This is a genomic window from Prosthecobacter sp. (genome assembly GCF_014879935.1).
Lineage (GTDB): Bacteria > Verrucomicrobiota > Verrucomicrobiia > Verrucomicrobiales > Verrucomicrobiaceae > Prosthecobacter.
Genome location: NZ_JACSRD010000100.1, coordinates 12,381 through 38,047 on the forward strand (window position 1 = coordinate 12,381; position 25,667 = coordinate 38,047).

Below are 25,667 nucleotides of genomic sequence, written 5' to 3' on the forward strand. Positions count from 1 at the left end.
GTTACTCCTCAGGCTCCGGTGTGAGTTTCAGCGCGAGGCTGCGGAAGTTCTTCACGCGATGAAACGTCGCGTGATCGGCATCGTGCTGGTTCGGTGCGTTGATGCTGCTGCGCGCGATGATCGCGAGGTCATCGCCATCAATGACAGGCCGCGCATACATGAAGGACTGCGAGATTTTGCCCGCCTGCGCCACGCAGCCGGCTTGAAACCAGTTCAGGCCATCGACGCTGTATTGCAGCATGAGGAAGCGCCGGTCGTTGCCGCCGAGGCCACTGGCGTAACGCACATTGCCGCGCTTTTCGCCCTCGCGGAACCAGTCGAACGCGCCTTGTCCATCGACGACGAGATTGGCCGTGGCCCAGAACAGCTTCGATGTCTCATCGTAGAGGATGCAGAACTTCAACTGCCCGCCCGGCATCGGGTGAAACTGCGTAAACTTCAGCTCGATGGGTCCGCCCTTGTCCTCAAAGTCGAGCACGGCAGCGAGTCCGGCGGTGGACTGGCGTTTCGGCTTCACCGTCATCATCACGCGCAGCTTGCCCCGCACCTCGATGACATTGGGCTCCAGATACTGGCTGCTGAGCTTGTCGAACTGCGGATTCGTCATCATCTCTGGCACACCGGGAAACGGCACCGGCTCGGACAAGCGCCATGCCTTCGGATTCATCGGATCGCCGGTCAAATCGCCCGCGATGACACGCGGCCCGCGTTTGCTGCCGAGCGCGAGATCATCCGTGGCCCAGTAAAGCCGGTCCGCCCTCTGCACCATGCCCGTGTGGCAGTTCCAGAAGTGCCCTTCAAACAACGTCACCGGCTCCGACCACGTCTTGCCGCCATCCGTGCTCTTCAAAAGCAGCAGATCGTCATTGCGGACCCTCGTGCCGCCTTTGTTCGCGAAGAGATACAACGCACCTCCATGCACCCACGGCGCAGCGGAGTAATACGGCAACTCCGACACCTGCGCCCAGCTCTGCCCGCCATCGCCACTGCGCAGAATGTGTGTGCGACTCTGCGTGGCACGCCGCTCCTTGCTCCATTCTTCACGAGGCACCACCGGCACCACCGCGAGCAGCGACCCATCATCGAGCCTCACGAGCCCCGGCCCTTCCACATAGCGTTCAGGATCAGGATTGTGAAACACGATGCGATAATCCTGCGCCAGCGGTTTCGCCTGCGCATGAATGAGTAGCGGAGTGAGCAGCAGGCAGGCGATAAGGAGCGGCTTCATGAGTCAATCAATCACATAGCTGAACAGGTCTCCATTCGAGAGATGAAACCGCAAACGAATAGGCGTGCTCGCAGGAAGAGCCATCTTATCTTTCCAGCGGACGGCCAGCTTCACGCCATCCTGTTTTTCGATGAGGCTGGATGCTTTGTCGTAGCCCTCGATCACCTTCCCGTCGGCATCCAGCACCTCCACGGCGAGGCTGCCGCTTTTGACATCCGCATTGACCGTGAGCTGGCTGCCTTCAGGGACAAAATCATGCGTTTCGATGCTCCCTAGCTTGCCCTTGGCCTGCAACGAAGCCAGTCCGTCGATCCGCCAGGCGGCACGGGCGATGGACTGCTCCTTTTCCGGTGCCAGACCACCGTGCGGCGTGGTGGCGGCGGTGTAATACATCCACATCTCATCGCCGACGATCACGGGCGCGTTGCACAGGCCAAAAATGCTGCCGGCATCATAGGCATGAGGCCCCAGCGGAATCACGGGACTGCGATCCGAGCAGCGGTGCCAATGCCGGCCATCGCGGCTGGTGACGAGCTGGACATCGATGATGCCAGTGGCGGATCTTTTGCGGCCATTCACCTCGTCATTGCCGAACAAGGCGGACGGCGGCTCGACACGTCGGAAATGCGTGACAAAGCCCAACCATTGGCCCGCATAAGGAAAGGCGGAAAGGTTGTAGTATTCCGAGTAAGTGCCGCCCTTCAGCTTGCGCGTCGCTTTGTTGTCCACCTCATCGGCCACCACCACGGGATGCGGCTCGGACCAGTGCTTCATGTCCTTGCTCACCGAGAGAAAAATGTGGCGGATGCCGATTACCCGCGGATCGCCCTGGCGCTTGTGAAAGGCGAGGTATTCGCCCGTCACCGGGTCCTGCGAGAGCGTGATGGTGTCGCAGCCGAGCAGGATGGGCTCGGGATCCACCTTCCAACGCAGGCCATCGGCCGAATGAGCCGCGTAATACAGGCGCTGCGTTTTGTCCCGATACCAGTCCACCATCTCAAACTTGCCCTTGAGCCGCTGCAGCTTGGCGTCGTCCACTCCGGTGCTCGCATTGCCAACCGCCTTGAAGCGCTTCGCCGGGTCCGTCTCAAACTTGTCCTCAATGATGCTGGGACTGTGCAGACGCAGATCCGTTTCATTCGTCGCCCCCTTCACATTCAAGACCGGTCGCTCCCAGCGAATGCCGTCGCTGGAGGTGGCGTAAAGCACACTGCCAGCATCGGCATACCACATTCGGAAGGAGCCGGACTTCTCATCACGCAGCACTGTTCCGTAAATGTTCACCCGCTTGTCGATGATGCCGCTCTCAGCCCTCACTTCCCAAGGCATTTCAGCCGTGAGCACAGGGTGCTCGAGTTTCTTCGCCGGGTGGATGACGCGCGTGACTCCTTGCTTGCTGCGAATCATGACGCTGTCCACCATGAGCTGTTTTTCACCCTTCTTCAAAACCGGCGCAGGCGGACGCTTGAGCGCGGCTTCCTGCGAGAGCAACGGCGCGGCTAGCATCAGTGCGCCGAGATAAAGAATGTGTTTCATGGCTTGTTGGATGGCTTCTTCACGAGATTGCCGCTCAGGATGGTTTCCGTGCCGTCGTCGATGATGGGAGAGGTGGTGATGTTTCCCATCAAGAGATTCGCTTTCGCATCAGCAGCGACCTTCAACGTGCCCTGGGTGTGCGTGTTGCTGTCCCAGATCCACTCGCTGGCATTCAGCGTGATGGAGCCGGCATGTCGTAGCAGATTGCCGCGCACCACCACCATGCTCGAAGCCATCGTGGCCGCAGGCGCGGAGAAGAGGGTGCCGTTGCAGAGGTTGTCTGCGAAGAGAATGTCCTGCAGCGTCGTCTTTGCGGGGTTCCGCCTGTCCATGAACTCGATGTCTCCGTCAAAGGTGTTCCCCGTGATAACAATCCCCGTGTAGGAGCAGGACAGCGCCTCGGCCTGCGTCTGGAGACGGACCGTGCATCGCGATGCCGCATTCTGGTTGCGAAAGACATTCCCGGTGACGACGACATCCGAAACCGTCGAGTGCAGCGGCAAGGGTTCGGTGCGGAAGAGGAGGCAGGAGTTCGCCGGGTTTTTCTTCATGTCCGGCGCTGGCTCGACGTGGTTGCCACTGACGCGGATGTGATGCGATCCCTGCGTGATGTTGATGCCGGTCCGCGTGAAATACACCGTGTTGCCGCGAATCTGCACATTGCGGCTGCCGAAGATGACCTGCGGGCCATCGACGACATTGACGATGTGATTGTCCGCGATAAGGCCGCCTTTGCACTCGGCGAGTTCGACCGCCTTGTTCCCGCAGGTGTCGATGTAGTTGTTGTGAACCTGCCAGTTCTTGAACTGCGCAGCCATGCGGTCGGCGTCGAAGTAGCCCGTGCGCATCATTTCCTTGTCCGTCGCCGCTTTCTTGGCATCCGCGGCCGGAATGACATGCTTGGCGAGATAGATCGCCGTTGCCGCCTTGGTGCAGCCCGCCGCCTGCTTCGCATCATAAATCCAGCAATGGCGGACGGTGATGTTGTCGCAGGACAGCAGCAGCGATTCCTTTTCATCCAGTCGCGCATTGAAACCCATGATCGAGCCGCCGCCGATGGCCTTGTCATGGCCCGTGTAGCGCAGGTGCTCGATCACCACATTGTGCGCCGGCACCTTGCTGGTCCCGATGCGCACGGGGAAATAGCGCAGGTCATTCGGAGGCGTTTTCGGATCGAGATAGATGTGCGTCGCGTAACCCTGGCCGCGCAGGGTGACATTGCTCTTGATGATCACCGTCTCGTCATCCGCATGCCGCGAAAGCTTGAAATCCCCCGCACCGAGCAACACCACTCCGCCACCCGCTGAAGCCACCTTGTCGATCGCCTCTTGCAGGATGGAATCAGCGATGGCATCAGGACCTGGAGCTGACACCCGCAGCTCAAATCCGCTGGCCGAAGCTGGAGCTTTTGCTGGCTCAGTCGGACCTGCGGCATGGGGGGCCCGGCCCGACAAGTTGGGGAGTTCAGCAGCGCGAAGAGCCGGCCTCTCGCCAAACGGTGAGAGGCGAAGGAAAAGCAGGACGAGTAAACAGCAGCGATGGAGCATGGGCAGAGAGCCTGGGCGAAGATTGCCCATTACACGATCTCAAAGTCACCCGGCTTGCTGGTTAGTGTGGCAGACCACTCGCCGCAGCTTCAAAAAACCATGCTTGGCAGCTCAACCTGCTCCGCTATCCTCCGTCCTACCACACATGGACCTTCTCTCCTACCAGCGCACCGTCTTCGGTTTCCACGGCTGTGACAAACGCGTGGCCGATGCCGTCCTCACCGGCAAGGCCAAGCTCAGCGCCAGCGAGAACACCTACGACTGGCTCGCCCGTGGCATCTACTTCTGGGAGCACGGCCCAATGCGAGCGCTTGAGTGGGCCATCCAGCAGTCCAAGCGCAAAAACAGCCACATCAAGGAGCCTGCCGTCATCGGCGCGGTGATCCAGCTCGGCACCTGCTTTGATCTGCTGGATGTGAGATTCACAAGGGAACTCGCACGCTACGCCGCCAGCTTGGAGCAGATGATGGAGAGCAAGGGCCAGTCCTTGCCACGCAATCAACGCATTGGCATCCGTGACGGCGACTGGCTGCGGCGGGAGCGCGACTGCTTCGTCCTGAAGTATGCCATTCCCGCCGTTGAGGTTGACTGGGGATGCCAGTTCGACTCCGTGCGAGGTGTGTTCCAGGAAGGCGCACCAGCGTTCAAGGGCGCGGGCATCAAGCTCAAATCCCATATCCAGATCGCCGTCCGTGATCCGCGGGCCATCATTGGCTATTTCCTTCCAGACTCATCCATGCTACAAACTTCTTTAAGCACACCATGAACAAGCGCCGCTCCTCATCCTCTCGCACCATGGCCAGGACAAGAACCGCCGCTCCCGCGCGGACGCTGGGGTTCCCTTACCTCACGCCCGCCGAAATGGAGCGCCGCTCTGCCGAAGGTTGCGCCCGCCGCCTTCGCATGTCCCCGGCCAAACAGCGTCAGATGCTCATTGAGATGGAGATTCTCAACCCCGACGGCACGCTCAACCGCCCCAAGATGGACCATGTGCCGTATGGTCCGCAGGACTGACGGCCCGCTCTCGGCGATGAAACCGAAACGCCCATCCGACCCCATGCGTCTCAGCGAGAAGGACTTCTCCGCCCGCATCACGGCTTATCTGAAGAAGTTCGACGCCCTGCCCAGAAAGAAGCAGAAGGCCGAGATGATCAAGTTCGGCTGGTTCAACGCCGATGGCACCGTGCCCGTGTATCCCATGGACCATGTGCCGCTCGGACCGAGGGAGTAGGCGGCCCAAGAAACGTCACCTACAGCCGCTCGACGATCTACGCGCCCCAGCCCTCCACCTTCTGTGCCCGCAAAATCTCCTGCCCGATGTGCCAGTAGAGCAGAATCAACTCCCGGTTCACCGACACCGCCGCCTTCACCTGCGCAGCTCGGACTCGGATGGTCAACTCGCAGCAGGCAAGGGCACTGCTAGAGCATCGTTCTTGATCGAAGCACACGACTGGCTAAACTGGAAAAAGCAACAAGTGAACAAACCTTATGAGCGAACAGATTGATCAAAAAATAGCAGTCGGCTTCGGCCATGACGAAGGCGACATTCATGGTAACGCTGACCGACGTTGCCCAACGGTTCTATTGCTTGATGTCTCGGGTTCGATGTCTGGCAAGCCGCTGGAGGAGCTTCAAGCTGGGCTGACACAATACATTGATGAGGTGGCCGCTGACAGTCTGGCAAAACGTCGCCTTGAAATTGCAATCGTGACTTTTGGCGGAACGGTTCAAGTGGTCCAAGAATTTGCCACACCTGACAGAGTGTTGATTCCGACGCTTTCAGCCAGTGGAGACACACCAATGGGCCAAGCAATTGTGGCTGGGTTGGACTTGCTGAAAGACCGAAGAATCGAATTGAGCCGCCAAGCCGTTCCTCAATACAAGCCTTGGGTTTTCTTGATCACAGACGGAGGTCCAACGGACGATGGACGGGAAATTTGGCATGAGGGAGTTCGCCGCCTCCGAGAGAGCAGAAACAATCGAGCACAGTTCTTCGCTGTTGCTGTGGAGGGCGCGAATATGGAAAAGCTCAAACAGCTATGTGATGAGACGCGCCCCGCAGATGAGGAGGCACGACCACCGCTGAAACTTCAAGGAGTTCGATTCAGAGAACTTTTCCAGTGGATTACCCAATCACAGAAGGCCATCACACAATCCAATCCTGGTGACAAGGTTAGCTTCCCTTCGATCTCGGGTTGGGCAGCAGGACAATCATAATGCTCAATGAACATCGCAACAAATCTATGGAGTTGCGCTGGTCACAGCATTGCAGGTGGCGCACACATCCAGGCTGGCCTGCCATGTCAGGACTTCTTTTCACTCACGAGTGTTGTAGATGGCCGTCGTGTGGTAGCGCTCGCAGACGGTGCAGGCAGTGCCAAATGCTGCAAAACGGGTGCGAGACTGGCGGTTGAAACAATCATCAGCGCCATCGCCAGCCACCCTGGCAGCTTGAAGGACATAACGGATGTCGCGGCCCTTGAATTCGGCAGGCAGGTGCGCCATGAACTTATCGAGAAAAGCAAAGCCGATGGAAATGAGATCGGTGACTACGCCTGCACGCTGTTGGCTGCGGCATTTGAGGATGATTGCAGCTACTTCTGGCAGGTCGGCGATGGAGCCTGGATTGTCGAGACAACACAAGGGATCGAATGTGCCACTTGGCCCTACAAGGGAGAATTCAACAATCAGACAGCTTTCATCACATCTGATAATTGGGAATCTAAGTGGACGCCCGCCATCTTTGAAGATGCCGTTGCTGCTTTAGGTTTCACTGATGGCATGGAGATGTTTTGCCTGGATGCTGCCGTACGGAAACCTCATCTTCCTTTCGTTGAGAGGATTTTTTCTGCGCTACGAAGTCAGCCCTCTGAATCAGAGATTGCCCTGAGAATCGAGCAAATGCTCACTTCGCCGGTGATTACCGAACGCGAAGATGACGATTTGACCTTGGTGTTAGTTTGGAAGAATTCGGCCAATGCTCCTGGATGAACATCGCAACCGTATCGTTCTTGGCGAACGCGTTGGAAGCCCGGGCGGCGAGGGCACAACTCATGCCGTTGTTGGCCGTAGCGACATGGTCGCAAAGATATACCATGCGCATCGGCTGCCAGATCGGCATCAGTGCGAGAAGTTAAGGATCCAAACGGCCGCACAACTGCCTCATGTTCGGAAGATTGCCGCATGGCCTCAAAAGCTGATTTTCAGTGACGGGAAAGCCGTGGGCTTTCTCATGCCGAGAATCTCGGGAAAAAGCATTCACCTCCTATACCGACCGGATGATCGAAACCATCACTTCCCCAAGGCCACCTGGCAAAGTCTGATTGATGTCGCAAGGAACGTGGCTGCCGCATTCCACTGCTTGCATCAACACGACGTGATCATGGGCGATGTGAACGAGACCAACGTGTTCGTTACTGCCGAAACCGGCGAAGTGCGGTTCATTGATTGTGACTCCTTCCAAATTCAAGGGGCGAACGGGCAAGTCTTTCCCTGCTCGGTGTTCACAGCCGGTTGGGCTCCACCGGAATTGATAGAAGCTCCATCGCTCATTTCTCGACGCACGGTGCAGCATGATTTGTTCGGCCTTGCCGTGATGATATTTCATCTCCTTTTCATGGGCAAGCACCCATTCGCGGGGGTTCCGCCCGACCACCTTTTGGAGAATTCACCCTCGCTGGAAGACCTCATTAAGCAGGCAATATTTCCATACTCGCAAAGCAGGCGTGGAAGCTTCAAGCCCCCACCAAAATTTCTGACGCTCCAAGCCCTTCCAGATGGAGTCGCCAACTTGTTTGAGCGCGCCTTCCTCACGAGAGTTCGCCCCTCAGCAGACGAGTGGTGCCGTGAACTGGAACGGATCGAGTTAAAGAAATGCCAGTGGGGGCATGTCTTCTACAGACGACTGAATGAATGCCCTTGGTGTGCGATTTGGAATCATGGCGGCGGAAACTTCTTTGTGGTCATCACAAGCGGTGACGGTTCGGGATCATCCCTGACCGAAGTCGAAAAGCTCCTTTCGGCTGTAGAGGCTGCGTCTTTCCCAACCACCGCGAACCTCTGGGCGAGTCTTGAAAAGAAGGAAGCGTTCACTTTAGCTGTTCCTGCATTGTCATCGCTGAATGTGCCATCCCTTCAAGCCGCACCGTTCCCAACGATTCCGAAGGAGCGAATGGGTTTTGTTGGCGGCGTTTTTGTGCTGTTGATAAGCGTGGTGATGATGCTCGTCGCACCTCCGGCCTTTTTTGTTTGGATTATCGGGATCGTTTGGGGCTGGTCGTTGATCGCGCCAGGGACGGCGAACCCTGCCTACAATCAGGAGATCGAGAAGCGGAAGAATGCGCCAGCTCAAATGACGGCTGACCTCGAAAGCCTGCTGCAATACATGCAGCAGCTTTCCACTCGGAGTTTGGGAGATTTTAGAGATGAGAGGAAAAAAGCTGCCCAGCGGGTCTCTTCCATGTTCGATCAAGAGAAGCGCAATTTTGATGTTCAGATAAGCCTCGTGCGACAAGAACTGAGAAATCTTCGCGATGAGACAAAGAGCCTCCCAAAGCTGAGGGATTCGCTGCGCCGTCAGTTTGCCGAAAAGGCCCAACTCGAAGCACACTTGCGTAGTGTGCGGGTCCCAAGTCACGGCATTCCTCAAATCGGCCCTGTCCGCTATAACACACTGGTATCCTATGGCATTTTTACTGCATGGGATGTGAGGCACATGCGAGGTGTGCCAGGACTGGGGCAAGGAGCCGCAGAGTTACGAGACTGGCTGCGGCGAATTGAAGGGCGGTTCCATTTCAATTCATCTGCACCCCTGCCTTCCGCGGCTGAGCAGGAAGTCCGCAAGAGCGTCCAAGCAAAGGAGCAGGAAATTCTCAAATTGTATCAAAAGCTCCGTGCTCGCTGGATCACCCTTCAACAATCGGCTGACGGGAATCGTGTTCACGGAGTTCTGGGTGAAGCAGTAGCTAAAGAGGCTCGGAATCTTGATGCGTTGGTCACGAAGACAAAAAAGGATTACGAGGACATGCGGCTTAAGCTGGAAGAACAGGTCAAGCTGTATGCACAAGCGATAGCTGACGCTCAAGTGTGCCCACAACCAGTCAAGAAGTGGAATTGAGCGTTCATTCCCGACTGAAGTCGCAAAAGGTGCTTCTCTAAGATGCCCTATGGCGATAGCGTCTTCCATATGGTGACGAGAGCCACACCCCGCGTCTCCTTCATGGCCGTAGAATTCTGCGCTTCAGCCACATTCATAGCCCTCGAGAGCTTCATCGGCTCCAGCCTGCCTTTTTGGAGATCGGCGAGGCCTTTCTCCCAAGCGGCCTTCACGGCCGCGGTGAGCGGTTCATCGAGTTTGGCATCGTAGCTCGCCAAGAAGCCCTTCGTGCCGAAATACTGGGCTGCGGCCACTTGGGGTGCATCGGAGGTGACATCGACATCGTTGAAGAACGAGACCATCACGCGGCTGGAGGCGAGTTTTCGGATCAAAGCATCGGAATCGAGCTTTCCAGGGGTCGTTTTGCCTTTCACCGCGAGCGCAGCGGCAAATCCGGCGCTTTCGCCGAGTTGCATCCAGACGGGTTCGAGGCGGATGCTGCCCCAGCCGACGTGGGAGGCGCTGATGGCGACGGGGACGAGGAGGTTATCGACTTCGTTGGTCAGAATCGAGCGATACGGCACCTGCGCGGGGCGGGATTCTTCGCCGAGGAAGAGAATGCCGTCGGTGTTGCCGCCGGGTGCCTTGCGCGGCAGGCAGGCGACGGAATCGACCGGCCAATCGGTCATCGCGATGCTGTCGGCGTGGATTGGTGTGCGGGCGATGCCTGCGGCGACGACGTTGTCCTGCTCTTTGAAGACATAACGCCCCACAAGCCGCCGCGCTTCGCGGACGTAGATTTCATACGGCGCATGGCCGTTGTCGGGGAACTCATCGGCAGCGAGACCGTAGTTCGCGAACTGCTTGCGCTCCTTTTCTGGAGCCTCGGGATCATTTTGCACCCACCAGAGACGCATGAGCATGGCGTCGAGGTAACGCTTTGAAATCGCCTCACGCGTGGGCCAATCGGCACCGGGATACTCGTTCTGCGGGCCGATGAGGCGTCCGCCGTTCCACGCGACCTTCTTGTTTGGCAGGTTCGGCACGAAGCCGCCGCCGATGGCCTGCTTGGCGATGGCGAGATCGAAGTTCGCGGGCTTTTCGCCCCTGATCCGGTTCGATGGTTCTCGTGTGAGAATGAGGCGGTAGTTGTAGGCCATCACGCTGCCATCGGCCTCGCCGCTTTGCGGCCCTTCGACGATGTCGGCGGTGGCATGACTGTTGTAGCGGATGTTCAGCGTGCCTTCATCGGCGGCTTTGGGGAAACCGCGCTGACCGGGTTCCTTGTGGCGTTCCTGCGTGTAGATGACGCCAGCATGCTTCTCGCCGTATTGCGCACGGGATTCGCGGCCGATTTGAGTCTTCACACCGGCCACGGCCATCAAATCGCCCTCATACATGCCGTCAGCGAAAATCTTGCCGCTCACCGTGATCGCTTTCTCGCCATGCATCGGCTTGAGCGTCACGCTTTGGATCAAAGCGCCCTCGCGCTGCGCTTGAGTGACGATGTGACCGAGCAACACGGTCAGTGTCTTTTGCTTCGCGACCATCTCGTTGAAAAGCATCTCCGCGATGCGCGGCTCGATCTTCGGACGGTCGATGTGCGCACGGCTCGTCTTGCTCGGCATCGAGACGATGTACTGCGGTGAGTTCTCGCCGTAAGTTTTCGCGTAATACTGAGCCGCGCCCGTGATCATCTCGCCATAGATCGGCGAGCGCAGGCCGTCATACGGTGCCTCCCAGCCGCCTGCGCCGCTGGTGGAGAAGCCGCCGAGATGCTGCGTGTGATTCACCAGCAGCACGCTCAAGCCCTCACGCGCCGCACGCACCGCGCAGGCGATGCCGCCCGGCGTGCCACCGATGACGACGAGGTCATACGACTTGCCATCCACATCCGAGGGTTTCGCCGCGCTCTTCAAAAGCATCGGTGGCGGAATTGTCACCGGGGTGGCCTCGCTCGCCTTGGTTGCCGGGAAACCGGCATCCGTTCGCGTGTTGCGTTCCGCGATGGCCTCGGCCTCCGGCACGAGTTGCAGACCATCGACGACCACATAGCCATCCGCACCTGCGTTGGAGATCTCGATGCTGCACGACTTGCCTTTGGCAAAGGCGAACACACCCAGCGAACGCGGTATGCCATCTTCCAGGCACGCCTCGCGTTGATTTTGCGTCACCGTTCTCTCACCGTCAGCACCGCGAATGGTGATCTGCGCCTTCTGGGCGCGATTCGTGGCATGCACGTAAAGCAAGCGCACCTCGTATTTGCCGTTGCTTGGGATCTCCGGCGTGAACTTGGCCACCGCGTCCGACTTCTTGGCCCGATCATCATGACGATACGAAGCACCGACGAGCGCCGGGAGTTTGTCGGCCACTTTCCATGCGCCAGTGTATTCCGCCGCATCGTCATCGAGCACGATGCCTGCCGATTTGCGTTCCACCGAGGTCGGCGTGGTTTTTTCGGCCTTGTCCGTCTCCGCGAGCGTGAATCTTGTGTTCACCACTGAGTTCTGCTCCGGCCCTTCGCGATACTTGATGTAGGTCGTCGCGACGAGCGTGCCATCCGGCAGCAGTTCCAGGCCCGGATAGCCGCAATCGCTGGCTTTGTAGCTGCGCAACAGCTTGATTTTGTATTCGCCGTCCTTGCCGCTGACGATGTCCTCGTAGCGACCCACCCACGCGACGAAGTGATTCTTTGTCGGACTCTTCAAGCCGGTGTCGCGGAAGGCGATCACGAGCCGCCGATCCTTCGTATACACCGCTTTGTGCCGATCACCGTGCAAACCGACCGGCAACGCCTTCACCTCAGACCACGTTTTGCCCTCGTCATCGCTCGTGATGAAGTGCGCAGGTTCCGTGCGGATGTTTTCGCGCATCATGCACAGCAGTTGTTTGCCGTCCGGCGAACGAATCACCTCCGGCTCACAGGGCTTCAAATCGCCGAGATCAACGAGGATGCGCCACGGGCTCCACGTCAGCCCACCGTCGAGCGACTCGCTCTGCGTGACGACATTCGACCGCTTGTCCTTCGTTTCACCGGGCCGTCGGATGTTCGAGAGGCCGATGAGCTTCTTGCCACCCTCCACCGGCATGATCGTGCAAAAAGGCATCACACACACGAGGCCGTTGCTCTGCATCGGCGACCACGTTTTGCCTTCATCGGTGGAAACCGACTGCTGCATCGTGCCATCCGGCCCCTGACCCGCATACACGATGAGCCGCGCCACACCCTGCGGATCGGTGAGGCGATAGATCGCCGGGCAGTTTTTCACCTTCCACCAGTTCTCCGGCACCGGCAGCTCCTCGCTCCATGTCTTGCCGCCATCATCGCTGCGCTTCAGAGGCCCCGCCGTGCCGCCATGCCCATGCGTCCACACGCAGAACATCGTTTTGCCATCCGGCATCAGCAGCGTCGTCGGATGGCCTTGATAGACCTCTGCCGTGCCTTGGGAGATGATGACGTGGCGCTGCGTGTCTTGAGAAAGATCGACGACAGGCAATGGTTCCGCTGCGAGCGAAATCAGGGCCGGGAGAAAGACAGCGAGTGTCCGATAAAGGTTCATTTACGGACAACGAGCATGTGAAACGAGGCTTGCTGGACAATTCAGCTTACCAAGGTGTGGCTTCGCCCGGGGAAATCGCAAAATCTTGTAACGAGACGGCATCGCCAGGTGTGACGGGAGGATGAATTCTTCTCGTTCACATGTCACGCCTCTCTTGTTTTCGTCGTTTCGTGCCCGTCATCACTTTGCTGCTGACGGGGCACACCGTGGCCGGTGCCGCCCAGTTGCAGGCAATGCTTTTACCGGCAGGCTGCGGATGGACAAACAGTGTGGATGATCCGGTTTTGGAGAAGGAGCTGGAGTTCAGCGAGGACGCGGCGGGTTCGGGGACATGGACGAGCACGAACCAGTTCGCGATCTATCTGGCGGAGGAATCGAAGCCTGTCTTCATCAAGGCGAGCAAGGTTCACTACGATGAGAGCTCCGGCGTCTTCACGCTGGATGCCACCGATGCGATCTCTGAGAACACGCCGCTGCTGGCGCATCTCAATGCGGTGTCGTTGGATTTGGAAAACGCCCAGGGTAAGACGAAGCGCTCGAATGCCTTTCTCTACAACAGCGTGACGGCGAGTGATGCGCACCCGACGATCACGAAGGGCTCGGATGGCTCGGCGAAGCTGAATGTGACGCTGACGCTCGCTGGCGGGGCTTACGCGGCGCATTTCCCTTACAACGTGGGGATTTCCCATGGCGGAGGATCGGTCCGGGTGAGCTCGGACGCGGTGGTGTCGTCTCAAAGCGAACTCACCGGCGTGAACGCGGTCTCGATCAGCTACACCAAGGGCTGTGCGGGATGCGATGAGCCGGTGGGCGGGCCGCCCTCGGGCAGCTACAGCCTGACGCCGACCGGTGGCAATGCGATCGTCACGGCGGATGGCGGGCTTTGGATTCCTGGGACGCTGAATGCAGAGGCTGCGCTTCAGTGGGGCTACCTGCCAGCAAGTGCCGACTATGCGCACCGGCTGGTAGGCTTCTTTGAAACGGGGACGATGGTGGTGGCGGGGTCGTGCATGCCGGGCACGGCGCAGTCGTCGCCAGAGGATCTGGCGTGTGCGCTGCACCTCACGGGTTTTCGCAATCAGGCGGGCACGCTGGTGGCGGAGCGGCCGGGCTCGCAGGCGTATGCGAATGGGGATGGCGACTACGCGGGGATGAACCTGCGCTGCCCGGCGGGATCGGTGATGCAGGCGGTGAGCATCCTCGGCGGGGCGGAATCGGACGTGTACGCTCTGACTTCCCGCAGCAAGTATGTGGTGCGGGCGGGCGGGGTTTCCGGCAGGCACAATGCGGTGGACACGGGCGTGCCATTGGTGGTGCCGGTATATGGTTACGACTGCCAGTTCAGCAGCTTCGGCCTGGCGTTTTTGGACAACTCGAACACGGACACCTTCTCCGGGCGGCTGCTGCCTTCGCGGGTGGCGGGCACGCTGTATGTGCCGAGGCCGTCGGACATCACGATCCCGTTTGAGAAGCTGAACTTCAACTGTGTGGGCGGTGTGACGGAGTTCACGCCACCGGCGAGCTATACAGGCGACACGTTGCTGGCCTGGGGCATGGAGTTTGCGGCATCGCGGATCCGTTTCAAAGAAGGCGCCGGGGCGGAGTGCGGCACCGGGGATGCGCGGTTGTTTGTGAGCCTGAAGGCGAGGGCGTCCTTTGTGCCGCAGATGCTGTTCGCGGAGCTGGGTTTTGAGAAAAACGGTCCGCTGAGCCGGCCGATGGATGACATGAGCAACCCGGGGCGCTTTCCGCTGCCCTTGCAGTTCACGCTGCCGGGGCCGAACGGCACGTCTTTCGAGCTGACTGCCTGCGAGGGGGCTTATCTGAATCATCTGCCTGCGGGAGCGGACCACGGCGGCTACTTCAATCTGGCGGCGACGGTGAATGTGCCGTTCTTTGAGGACATCCCGGTGCATCTGCATGTGACCGCCCGGTCGCTGGGCACAGGCACGGACCCGGCGCAGCTCTACCTGATGGGCGGCTGGCCGAATGGAGGTTTTCGCGATGCGGATGGCGGGCACTTCTTCGATCGCGAGATCGCCGACGCTGGGAACACCGGCGTGCCTGCGGGGATAAATCGAGATGCCTATCGCACGGTGGGCCATGACGGCGCGAATGGTCCGTATCTGCCACGAGCACTGCAAACCTGGATCGGCGGCACGAATTTCGATCTGCCGCTGAAGTGGAACGCCTCACGGCATATCTTTGAAGGCGTCGATCCGGTGCAGCAGTCGCTCTCAGTGATCAAAGATGCCGAGTGCCGGGTGACCTTCATCACGCCGCAGGACACGGAGATCAAATTCGGCAAGGAGTACACCCTCATCCCACGCATCTCCCTGGCAAACATAGGCTTCGATGCCCTGGCGGATGGTCTGGGCGTGAATGCATCGCTGGAGGATGCCATGGACGCGGTGGCGGCCAAGCTGACCTCCGGCGTGAACGCGTTGAAGCGTGTGTCCTCCGAGCAGGCGGAGACCTTCATGGGCGCGGCATTGGAGCAGGAGCTCGGTGGCGCGGCCTTCACGAACCTGCTGAATGCCATGCAGAACGCTGGCGCTGGCGGGGATGTACAGGACGTGCTGGATGTGGTGGACGCACATCTCTCCACCGCAGGCGATGGCGGTGCCATGACGCAGAAGCTCTTCGCCTCCATCGGCTTGAAAAACGATGTCACCCCCGCCGTGCTGACCGCGAGTGCCGGTGACATTCAAAAGGGGCTGGATGCCATCGCGGGCCTCGTGGAGGACGGGGGCGGCCTGCTGAACTCGGAGGTGACGCGGAGCCTGCTCCAGAGCCTCGTGGGAGCTTTTGCGCCGGAGTTTGCGGATGCGTTCAGCGGAGCGGACTTCAGCGGGGCCTTCGGGGATGCGCAGGCGGCGCTGGGCCAGATCACGGACGCGCTCAAAATCGTCAAAGACCGGCTGCAGGAGATCAAGGACGCCATGGAAGGCGGCGAGTTCTCCCAGGAGCTGAAGGATCTGGCCACGGCCGCCCGGCCGGACATCATCGCGGCGTGGGACGCGGCACGGGTGCGCATCCGCCAGCGTGTGGAGCTGGCGATGGCGCGTGGCGGCGGCGTGCGTGACTTCACGGATGCGGAGTGGCGGCAGATCATCCTGCGCGAGCTGATGGACGCGGCGGTGACGACCACGGACTACACAGGCCGCGTGCAGGCGACGATGCGCCAGCGTGTGAGCATGGCGGAGTCCGCCTGGCGGCAGGTGCTGGACGATCTCCTGGCGCAGTTCAACGGCATGCTGGTGAAGATCATCACACGCTCGATGCCCGGTTTTGACTCCGCCTTCACCGACGCGCTCGAAGGCCTGATGGCGACGGCGGCGGTGGACGGCTACGCGCACATGCGCGGCGATTCGCTGGCGGAGCTGCGGGTGAACTCCAACCTCAAGATCACCATGGGGAAGGACATGACCTTCAGCGGTTACTTCCTCGTGCGAGACATGCGGGTGACCAGTCCGGCGGCCACTGGAGGTGCGACGGCTCCGGCGGATTATTACCTCGTGGAGGCTGGCACGGAAAAGATGCCGCTGGACTGGACGGGCCTCGGCAAGGACGTCACCGGCACGATCCGCATCAAGCTGGCCTTTGATACCAATGAGGACTTCATCGGCTTTGGCGGCGGTGTGGAGTTGGACGGCAAAATGGACAACGGAGGCGTCACCATCAACAAGATGACGGGTTCGTTCATGGCCTCGACGATGGAGCAGTATGTGAGCGCCGCAGCGGACATGGACATGGGCAGCGCCGGGCTGAAAGGCGGCTTCTTTGCCGGCAGGACTCGCTCGCTGGAGCCGCTGGCCATGATTGATCCCTTCGTGGCGGACTTCCTGGGCCAGCCGAGCCCCACCTTCACCGGTTACTTCCAATACGCTGAGGGCCGTGTGCCGCTGGTGGACTACTCCTGCGCCTTCCGGGTATCCGCAGGCCTCGGCGTGGGGTTCTTTGCCTTCCTGGAGGGGCCGACCCTCGGCGGACGCATCCATGCGGAGGTGAAGGGCGAGGCGCTCTGCACCCTCTCGGTAAAGGGAGATGTGGACATGGTGGGCCGCATGACGCCGGACGGCTTCAGCTATCGCGGTCACGGCCGCATCCGTGGAAAAGCGGGCTGGTGCCCGTGCTGCGTGCGCTTCCGCAAGAGCGTGACCTTTGAATGCCTCAACCAGCGCTGGAACGCGGACTACTGAGCCCCTCACCCACCTTCTTGTCATGAATTCGAACACTCGCAGGAACCTTCCATGGAGATCTGGGCTGGCGGCTCTGCTACTGGCTACCGGTCTGGCGGTCGCGGCGGAGACAAATCTCTCCAAAGCCGTGCTCTTTGGCGGCACCACCATCACCACCGGCGGGCGGAACTGGTCCTACCTGCTTTGGCAGCCGGGGGACGAGGCGCTGCTCAGCACGAAGACGCTGGCCATCTATCGCAAATCAGGCGATGCAGCCTCCGTGCAGCCCTACCAGCGGGAGTCGGTCATCGGCCCGGCCTGGGATCTGCGCATGGTGACGGCGGTGCTGGGCCGGGCGCAAAATGTGGGGGAGGACCTCGGTGCCTTGGAGAGTGCCCTTCAGGAAAACTTCCGCCAGGTGTTGCCTCCCGGCGGCACCCAGCTCGCGGAAAAGGTGCTCTTCTGCGTGCAGGCCTCTTTGGACAAGGAGGAGCTGCGGGAGAACCTGAAGCTGCTCGCACGTCGTCATCCGGGCCTCGGGCTCGTGCTGGGTCGTGCTTATGTGGGCGAACTGCCGGCAGCGGGTCAGGTGACGTATGAACTGCGGGAGTTTGACCCCGCCAGCAGCACGGATCTGGGCGTCATCGGCCGTGTCACGCTCACCGCCGGGCAGGTCGTGCCGCTGCCGCAGCCAGATCCGCCTTTCAAACTGCTGCCGCTGGTGCGTGAGGGCGCGGGAGACACCACGCGCAAGGAGGCCCGCAAGCGCCACTTGTCCGTCGATCTGCGCTGGGGCACCCCGGATGATCTGCGGGTGAAGTCCCTGCTCCAGTTCGGCTTCAATGTGTATCGCGTGGAGAAAGCCTACGCCGAGTCCAAGGGCCTCGCTCCCCAGACCACGGCGGCCACGCTGCTGGCTCACATGGCCGCCGCACCGGGTCAGGTAGCACGGGTGAACCGCCTGCCGGTGCTCCCAGATGGCGAACTGACGAATGCGGATGCCTGGAAGGCCGCGGACACCACCACCAGCTTCTTCACGGATGACAACGACCGTTTCGGCGGCGGCACGCCGTTCCAGGACGGCCAGCAGTTCTACTACTACATCGCCGCTCGTGATGTCCTTGGGCGCGATGGCGAGCTCTCGCTCGGCACGCTCGTCACCGTGTGCGGCTGGATGCCGCCGTTTCCGCCGGAGGACCTGCGGGTGGAGCCGCTCTACGACTACAACACGGTCACCAAGACCGGCCACCAGCACTTCCGCCTGCGCTGGTTGCCTGCGGAGCCGGGAGAAGGCATCGGCGCCATCGCCGGGTATCACGTCTATCGCTGGCAGAGCGTCGAGCAGATGCAGCACTTCGCCCCGATGGTGCAGTCGGATGGCCTGATCCACGCGCCCGTGGGTGACCCGGTGCCCGTGGGCACGGGACGCATCGCCTTCGTGCCGCATGTGGGTGCCACCCTGCGGTATGTGTATGAGGACACTGGTGCCAAAGCACCCGTCACGCCCACCAATGCCGGCCAGCCCTGGGTTTACAGCGTCCGTGCCGTGGACAATGGCGTGTGCGGCCCCAACATCTCCGAGAACTCCGCCCCCAGCGTCGGCCATCTGCCGAATCTGGGCCTCATCGATCCACCCATCGGCACGGTGAACGTGAAACGCTTCACGGCGTCACTCGTGGCGAAGCCGCTTCAGGGCTCGGTCATCATCCCGCCTGAATATCCCGCCGGGAACGTGCGCTACGTCATCTTCCAATGCACCAGCACTGCCGCGCCCCTGGTGGAAAGCGTGGAGTTTTATGACGCCAGCCAGCACTTTGTCGGCTCGGCCCCCATGAACGGCCAGGTGGCCTCCATCACGGTGCCAGTGCCGATTGTGAACGCCGCAGGCGGAGACAAGCTCTGGTGCCGCGCCCGACTGCGGGTCGGCATCACCACGGCGAAGGAACCCAGTCTCGCCATGCCCGCGAATGTCGGCAGCACCATGACCATCGTGCCGTGGGAGCTCACGGTGGCGTCGGTGGATGTGCCCGCCGGGGCGGATGATCACGTCGTTCACCACGTCGGGCCGGGGTTGGATGGAAAGACGCTCGTCGGGCCGGAGATCGACTTGATGTGCGGGGCCGAGGGCAAGCGCTACCGCCTCTACCGCCGCGTCAACGAAGGCCCGCTCACGCTCATTCACCAGGGCACAAGGCCGGTGAACAACGAAAACGTCACCCTGCTGGACAAGAACCCGCCCGCGCACAGCGCCCGGCTTTGCTACTACGCGCAGGTGGATGACCTGCACGGCCATTTCTCGCCGCTGGCGCTCATCAAGTGCCTCGAATCCCGCTCCGGCAGCCTGCCGCAGGTGCAGCTCAAGCCCATCACCTCCACCACCACGGACGGGAACGCCCCGGCGATGCGGCTGGACTGGGTGTGCCCGCCGCACGGTGTGGAGCGCTTTGAGGTCTGGCTGGCCAAGGAGGCCTCAAATCCACCCGCAGCCGCCGGAAACCAGCTTTCCGCCAATCTGCGCCCCAACCTCCCGCCCTACGGCAGCACCGGCGATTTCAGCATTCCCATGGGCGCGTATGAAACGCCGCGCGTGGCTGTCGTCCAGGTGGCCACCGGCCCTTCGGATAAGTTCACCGCCACCATCCCTATTGAGGAAAACCGGAACTATCTCGTGGCTGTCCGTGCCGTGGGTCCCGGGCCGTTTGTCGATGTCATGGAGCCCACGGACCCTGCTGACGCGGTGGAGGGCCGCCCAGCCGGTGAGTTCAGCGAGATGCTACTGCATCGCTGGGTCTCCGCCTCCGAGCCGCAGCCGGTCGTCCCGCAGGGAGACCTGGCCTGGCCTGCGCGACCGCTGGCTCCCGTGCTGCCAAACTCCGAAGGCCTGGAGGCCAAGTATGACGAGGTGATCAACCAATCCATGAGCCAGGTGCGCGTGGGGCCGCGGGTGAAGATCGGCGAGTGGGGAGTCCTCACCCACACCACCTGGGGCGGAGCCCGAAGAAGTGGCTCCGTGCTCACCAGCTACCTCCACGGCCATGTGAACCCGCTGGACTACGTGACCAAAAAGTATGGCCTCATGGGCTCAAACACGACCGGGATGCTCGGCGACTTCACCGACCGCGTCACGCCCCTGCCCTGTGCGCTTTACCGCCGTCGTCTGCCAAATGGCGAGATCGTGCAGGTCACGCCCCTGATCGAGGACATCGCCTACAGCCACGAACCCGCTGGCCCGGCTCCTGAAAACCAGCCGCACACCATCATCCATGATCCGTGGGTCATGGCCCTGCTGCCGCGCTCGGGTGATGAGCTGAAGGGCAGCCTCTGGATCGTGGACCGCCATCCCGTCGTGAAGGACGCCCAATACCAATACTACGTCGTCTTTTACAACAAAACGACCCACGAGGTCCGCGCCGTGATCCCCACGAACACCGTCACCATCTCACCGCCGCCATGAAAACCTCCGTTTTGCCTCTTCCTCGCGGTTTCCTGCTCCTGCTGTGCGTGTTGCTGCCGCGCATCTGCCCGGCTCCACCCATCCCGGTGTGCCCGGATTGCGGCCAAACCTACGACAACGGCCCCGATGGCAGTCTCACGGGCGAATTTGCCGCCAATACCGACTTCAACGGCGATGGCCGCGTGGACTTCCTGGTGCTGGACAAGGCCACCGGAGCCTGGCGCATGGCGCTGGCGAATGCGGCGGGTGCCGGGTTCACCTTCGGCGAGGTGCAGTCCGCCGGCATGACGGGCATCAGCGGCATGGCGGTGGGAAATTTCCTCGACGTGAACCATCCCGCCCTCGGTGTGGCCTCGCCAACGGCCAACCGGATGCATCTGCTCGCGATGAACGAGGAAGCACCGCAGCCGGTCGTCGTCACGCTGCCCTCGGCTGGTCCGGCAGTGGTCGGCCCGCTGGATGTGCCCGGCGCGGTGAACAATGCCCTCGAAGAGGTGAACCTGGCCTGCGACCTCGGCATTTCAGGCAACTACCCGCGCCACATCCTGCGCCAGGATGCCGGCGGTGCTTGGACTCCCTCCGGCAGCACGACGATGACGCGGCGGCCGCTGCGCCTCAGCCGTATCCTGGCCACGGCAGACACCCGGGCGCTCGGAGCCATCCTGGCGGACGGCACTGGCAGCCGCTTTGAGCTGTGGACCGCTGGCACGGATGCGCTCACGACCTCCGCCAGCGTCACCGGCCTGCCTGCGAACTGCCGCTTCACCAGCGGTCCGCTGGAGACCACGGCCACGGATGTGGTCTTTTATGTGCGTGGTAGCTCCACGGTCCGCACCAGCCGCATCTCCTCCTTCATCTGGGGCCTCTACACGATGAGCGCCCCGGCTTCATGGAGCTTTTCCAAGCCCGTGCAGTCCATCTACACGCTCTCGCGTGGTGCGGAGACGGAGTTGCTCGTGCTCTTCACGGATCAAAGTGCCCAAATCCAGACTTTCACCGCCGCAGGAGGCTTTTCGCCCCAGCAATCGCTCCCCGTGACCGGTCTCGGCGTCTCCGGCGCGGTGCCGCTGCATGACGCGGGCTTCATTGCCCTCTCGCCGGCCTCGGGAGACAGCAGCGGCCTCTCTGGCATCGCGCGTCGCTTCCAGCATGATGGCAGCGGCTATGTGCAGACCTGGCAGGGCACGCTGCCGGTGGTGAATGCCACGCAGCTCGCCGGGAACGTGCTGTTTTATGACAAACACCCGCTCGCCGACAGCAGCGCCCGCTTGCTCAGCGCCGAACGCGCCCGCCACTGGAGCAGCAACGCCGTGGCGCAGGGCGATGGCAGCATCAACGTCACCGCCGAGGCTTATCAGAGCGCCAACGGCGGCCTCGGCGATCCGCGCATCATAGGGCGCTTTCCACCGCCACCGCCGAAGATCCCCATCACGAACCAAATCACCGCCGATCTCTCCTTTTTCACCCTGGATGCCACGCTCGGCACCACGGGCGACGAAGTCAGCGCCGATCCGCCCGGCGGCGACTACGACACCAGCGTGCAGGTGACCCTCAGCGCCCGCAATGGCACCACCACGCTTTACTGGCGCACCTCTCCCACCTCCGCCTTCCAAAGCGGAGCGCAGCCTTCGCCCTTCGTCACGGACACCACGCTGGAGTTCTACGGCCGCGCCGCAGATGGCACGCTCACCCCGCGCCAGACTGCCAGCTACACCTTCCGCCGCACCCCGGAGGATCAGGACAGCGATGGCGATGGCGTGCCGGACTTCGTCGAGCGTGCGCTGGGCCTCGACCCCGATGGCTCGCTCACAGAAAACGGCACGCCCAGCGACTACGATGGCGATGGCTTCAGCGATCTGGATGAAATCCTCGCCGGAGGCACTGCCGATCCCGCCAATCCAGCCGCGAAACCCGCCGAAACGGCACGAACCGCTGCGGGCGACACACTTGCGCTCACCATCATCCCGCGTGGCAACCGCGTGAATGCCGCAGGTGGCATCATCGGCACGGGAGCCGCCGCCGTTGGCACCGAGGTGCGGGTGCATGACACCACCGGCGTCCTGCTCGGCACAGGCACCGTGGAAGTCATCAGTGGCGAGCGCCGCTGCGATCTCGTCTGCACCGGCATCCATGACCGCCAGCGCATCCTCATCGTCAGCACGCAGCCGATCTTCACGCTTCCAGCCGCCGTTGGTGAACCCAGCCCAGCCGGGCGCGAAACCTTCGGCGTGGTGCGCGTGCCTGCCGTGGTGCCCACCGCCTTCACCTTCAGCTACAATGCCACCACTGATGCCGCTGCGGAGGCGCAGCGCTGGATCACCGCCCGCCGTGCCGCCGCCCCGCCGCAGCGTCCTGCCCAGGAGGTGACCATCGACCACCGCACCACGGCCCGGCTCGTGATGCTGGAGCGCTTCCTACATGATCTCGGCCCCATGCACGGCGTGTTTTTCAACGGCACGCTCACGCCTTTCCGGGATCTCGACATGCTCCCGGCGGATCAAAAAGGCCTGTCCTTTGCCGCCATGGAAGCACTGGCCGCCGCGCCCACCTTTTGGTCCAGCACCACGGACATCCGCGCCTGGCGCATCGCCGATCTCGTCGCGCACATCGACTCCATCCTCGTGGACACCGCCGCTGATCCGCTCAAAGCCGTGCTGGATGTGGCGGAGGACATCTACCGCATCAGCGCCACCTACAACAACGCCAACCCCGGCCACTACCGCCCGCCGTTCGACGTGCTGCGGGAGTTTGTCTCCCATGGCATGCTCGATGCCACCTATGCCACGCTCAGCACCGTGCCGGAAGCGAGACGCATGAGCGTGATGGCTGGCATGTATGCCATCACCTTTGCCGCCCCAACGCGGCCAGTGTTTCAGGGCACGGGCACGCCGCACCTGCCCGCGGTCGATGAAACGCTGCACACCACCTTCCGCAGCGGCACGGATTGGAACCTCGTGAAGCCGAACGGCTCCCAATGGCTCTTTCCGGGCAGCTTTGGCCTCACCGCCAGCACGCAGGTGGAGGTCACCGCCTTTGCGGACATGGGCAGCACGGCCGGGCGGGAGAATCTGGAGGTCATCGCAGCCCGCGTGACCAGCTTCGACCTCGGTGCGCCTGTCGATCTCGATGGTAATCTGCTCGCCGATGCCTGGGAGCGCTATTTCCTCGGCTCCACCGGTTTTGACCCGCTCTCGCGTGCCCCCGGCTCCGCGCACTCGCTGCTCCAGGAATACCTCCTCGGCAGTGATCCCGACCTCACCAACGACCAGCCCGCCTACCCGCCCGTGGACCTCCTCATCTCCGGCCTGGAAGTAACGCCAGACGCCGGGCCAGGCATCGACCTGCGCTGGAGGTTCCCCGCCGGCTACGGCGGCTACTTCCGCTTCGGCATCCAGGAGTCGGCAGACCTGAGCAGCTTCGGCGAAAGCGGCCGCGAAGGCACCGAAGCCACGCCCGGTGAGTTTTCGCTCAACATCCCCCGCGGCACCGCGATGAGGAAGTTCTTCCGCGTGGTCACGCGACTGCGTTGAGGCCGATTGAAAAGAGAACCGATGCCACTTAGAATCTGACCATGACGAGCATCTTTGACTCCATCGTGCGCGACCTTCGCGAAATGCCAGCCACCAAGCTGGTGGAAGTCTCGCGTTACATCCACTCGCTGCATCCCAGCAACGAAAACGCCAGCCGTCAGCGTGCCGCCATCCTGGCCACCGCTGGCTGCATGACAGGCCAGGAAGGCGAGGACTTTGAGCGTGCCGTGCGTGAAACTGCCGACCGCATTGATGCCCATGAATGACGACATCCGTTTGCTGGACAGCAGCGTGGTGATCCGCCACTTTCGCCAAGGCGGGGAGATCAGTTCACGACTTGCCGCACTCTCCGAACGTTACCTTCCCAGCATCGCCCTTGGCGAGCTTTACGACGGAGCATATCGCTCCGCACGACCCGCCAAACATCTGGCCCAAATCGACGAGTTTCTTGGCGGTGTCACCCTCGTCAACGTCGATGATGAAACAGCGAAGTATTATGCGCAGATCAGTGCGAGCCTCGCTGCAAAAGGCCAGCCCATCCCGCTCAATGACATGTGGATCGCCGCATGTGCGATGCATCTGGGCCTGACCGTGGCCACTACGGACGCGCACTACCAGCGCATCGACGGGCTGAACCACGAGATGTGGTAACTGGGCATAAACGGGATGTGGAGGATGTGGAGCCGAGCCTTGCTCTCTTCGCTTGGCATGCACGAATCAAGGAGCATTCACTTTTGCCGCACCGTCACCCACGCTATGGTTGCGGGCATCATGGCCGCCACCACCGCCGCAGGCTCGTCCCAGCTCCCAGCCACCCGCTGGAGTGTGCTGCTGGATGCCCGCAGCGCGGATGCGACGACGCGGCAAAAGGCGCTGGATGCCTTCTGCCGCATGTATTGGATGCCTTTTTACGCCTTCCTGCGGCGTCGCGGCCATAGCCCGGAGGACGCGGAGGATCTCACGCAGAGCTTCTTTGCCCGCATGCTCTCCGGGGACCGTCTGGAAAACATCAGCACCGATGGCAGCAAGGGCCGCCTGAGGTCCTACCTGCTCACCGCGCTGGGGAATTTCGCCGCGAAGCAGTGGACCCGCCAGGCTCCGCAGCGCCACGCGGGCATCGAGCCGCTTGTCTCGCTGGATTCCGAGGCTGCGGAGGCCGCCTATCTCAGCGAACCGGCGGACCACGCCACGCCGGAGCGGCTCTTTGAGAAGCGTTGGGCCATGGCCTGGCTCGACCTGTGCATCAAACGCCTGCGCGAGGAGTATGAGGCCGCGGGCAAAGGTGCGCTCTTCGATGCGCTGAAGCCCACGCTGGCTCTCACCGGGGCACAGACCTCTTTCCAAACCATCGCGGAGGCCACGGGCATGAGCGAGGGCGCGGCCCGCGTGGCTGCCCACCGCCTGCGCCAGCACCTGCGGGCCATTTTGGAGGAGGAAGTGGCCCAGACGGTGCAAAACCCAGCCGATGTGGCGGACGAGATGCGCTACCTGATGACGGTGGTGGCCGAGGGCGCCTGAGAGACCTGCAAAACATCC

17 protein-coding genes are annotated in these 25,667 nt (G+C 61.6%); 12 read left to right on the forward strand and 5 right to left on the reverse strand.

Annotated features, from left to right (window positions below; all coding sequences use genetic code 11):
- Position 1 precedes the first annotated feature (1 nt).
- The 3 genes from IAE77_RS06405 to IAE77_RS06415 are packed head-to-tail and all read right to left on the reverse strand — an operon-like array spanning position 2 to position 4,137.
- On the reverse strand, positions 2 to 1,228 hold the full coding sequence (locus IAE77_RS06405; RefSeq protein WP_294223496.1) for a sialidase family protein: 1,227 nt from the start codon (positions 1,226 to 1,228) through the stop codon (positions 2 to 4).
- 3 nt (positions 1,229 to 1,231) lie between these two features.
- Positions 1,232 to 2,764 (reverse strand): hypothetical protein, encoded by a 1,533-nt coding sequence (locus IAE77_RS06410; RefSeq protein WP_294223498.1) that lies wholly within the window; start codon positions 2,762 to 2,764, stop codon positions 1,232 to 1,234.
- Positions 2,761 to 4,137, reverse strand: coding sequence for a right-handed parallel beta-helix repeat-containing protein (locus IAE77_RS06415; protein WP_294223501.1), 1,377 nt, complete (start codon positions 4,135 to 4,137; stop codon positions 2,761 to 2,763). Before IAE77_RS06415 ends, IAE77_RS06410 begins: the two co-directional genes overlap by 4 nt.
- 319 nt (positions 4,138 to 4,456) lie before the next feature.
- Here IAE77_RS06415 and IAE77_RS06420 point away from each other — a divergent pair, with 319 nt between their 5' ends.
- From IAE77_RS06420 to IAE77_RS06430, 3 genes are read left to right on the forward strand one after another with little or no spacing between them, the layout of a single operon-like run.
- Complete coding sequence (locus IAE77_RS06420; protein ID WP_294223504.1) at positions 4,457 to 5,077, forward strand: hypothetical protein; 621 nt, start codon at positions 4,457 to 4,459, stop codon at positions 5,075 to 5,077.
- Entirely contained in the window at positions 5,074 to 5,325 is a 252-nt protein-coding gene (locus IAE77_RS06425; RefSeq protein ID WP_294223507.1) for a hypothetical protein, read from the forward strand. The genes IAE77_RS06420 and IAE77_RS06425 overlap by 4 nt, the downstream gene beginning before the upstream one ends.
- Positions 5,326 to 5,368: 43 nt before the next feature.
- Entirely contained in the window at positions 5,369 to 5,542 is a 174-nt protein-coding gene (locus tag IAE77_RS06430; protein ID WP_294223508.1) for a hypothetical protein, read from the forward strand.
- A 37-nt stretch (positions 5,543 to 5,579) separates the two neighbouring features.
- Here the strand turns inward: IAE77_RS06430 and IAE77_RS06435 are convergent, their stop codons facing one another.
- Entirely contained in the window at positions 5,580 to 5,708 is a 129-nt protein-coding gene (locus IAE77_RS06435) for a DUF1016 N-terminal domain-containing protein (protein WP_294223511.1), read from the reverse strand.
- Between the two features lie 91 nt (positions 5,709 to 5,799).
- Here IAE77_RS06435 and IAE77_RS06440 point away from each other — a divergent pair, with 91 nt between their 5' ends.
- Genes IAE77_RS06440 through IAE77_RS06450 form a run of 3 tightly spaced genes read left to right on the forward strand, consistent with a single transcriptional unit; the run spans position 5,800 to position 9,427 of the window.
- The gene (locus IAE77_RS06440) at positions 5,800 to 6,528 is read left to right on the forward strand and encodes a VWA domain-containing protein (RefSeq protein ID WP_294223513.1); all 729 of its coding nucleotides are present in this window, start codon (positions 5,800 to 5,802) and stop codon (positions 6,526 to 6,528) included.
- Between the two features lie 6 nt (positions 6,529 to 6,534).
- A complete protein-coding gene (locus IAE77_RS06445; protein ID WP_294223516.1) occupies positions 6,535 to 7,302 on the forward strand; it encodes a PP2C family serine/threonine-protein phosphatase in 768 nt (255 codons plus the stop codon).
- Entirely contained in the window at positions 7,289 to 9,427 is a 2,139-nt protein-coding gene (locus tag IAE77_RS06450; protein ID WP_294223518.1) for a protein kinase, read from the forward strand. The genes IAE77_RS06445 and IAE77_RS06450 overlap by 14 nt, the downstream gene beginning before the upstream one ends.
- Before the next feature lie 47 nt (positions 9,428 to 9,474).
- Here IAE77_RS06450 and IAE77_RS06455 read toward each other — a convergent pair whose 3' ends face one another.
- A complete protein-coding gene (locus IAE77_RS06455; protein WP_294223520.1) occupies positions 9,475 to 12,903 on the reverse strand; it encodes an FAD-dependent oxidoreductase in 3,429 nt (1,142 codons plus the stop codon).
- 203 nt (positions 12,904 to 13,106) lie between these two features.
- Between IAE77_RS06455 and IAE77_RS06460 the strand changes: the two genes are divergently transcribed.
- From IAE77_RS06460 to IAE77_RS06485, 6 genes are all read left to right on the forward strand, one after another.
- Positions 13,107 to 17,168: a hypothetical protein gene (locus tag IAE77_RS06460; RefSeq protein WP_294223522.1), complete on the forward strand. Its 4,062-nt coding sequence runs from the start codon at positions 13,107 to 13,109 to the stop codon at positions 17,166 to 17,168.
- Between the two features lie 22 nt (positions 17,169 to 17,190).
- Complete coding sequence (locus IAE77_RS06465) at positions 17,191 to 20,601, forward strand: hypothetical protein (RefSeq protein WP_294223524.1); 3,411 nt, start codon at positions 17,191 to 17,193, stop codon at positions 20,599 to 20,601.
- Positions 20,598 to 24,131: a hypothetical protein gene (locus IAE77_RS06470; RefSeq protein ID WP_294223531.1), complete on the forward strand. Its 3,534-nt coding sequence runs from the start codon at positions 20,598 to 20,600 to the stop codon at positions 24,129 to 24,131. The genes IAE77_RS06465 and IAE77_RS06470 overlap by 4 nt, the downstream gene beginning before the upstream one ends.
- A gap of 41 nt (positions 24,132 to 24,172) precedes the next feature.
- The gene (locus IAE77_RS06475; protein ID WP_294223533.1) at positions 24,173 to 24,397 is read left to right on the forward strand and encodes a hypothetical protein; all 225 of its coding nucleotides are present in this window, start codon (positions 24,173 to 24,175) and stop codon (positions 24,395 to 24,397) included.
- Positions 24,390 to 24,782: a type II toxin-antitoxin system VapC family toxin gene (locus IAE77_RS06480; protein ID WP_294223536.1), complete on the forward strand. Its 393-nt coding sequence runs from the start codon at positions 24,390 to 24,392 to the stop codon at positions 24,780 to 24,782. Before IAE77_RS06475 ends, IAE77_RS06480 begins: the two co-directional genes overlap by 8 nt.
- A gap of 120 nt (positions 24,783 to 24,902) precedes the next feature.
- Complete coding sequence (locus tag IAE77_RS06485) at positions 24,903 to 25,649, forward strand: sigma-70 family RNA polymerase sigma factor (RefSeq protein WP_294223539.1); 747 nt, start codon at positions 24,903 to 24,905, stop codon at positions 25,647 to 25,649.
- Positions 25,650 to 25,667 lie beyond the last annotated feature (18 nt).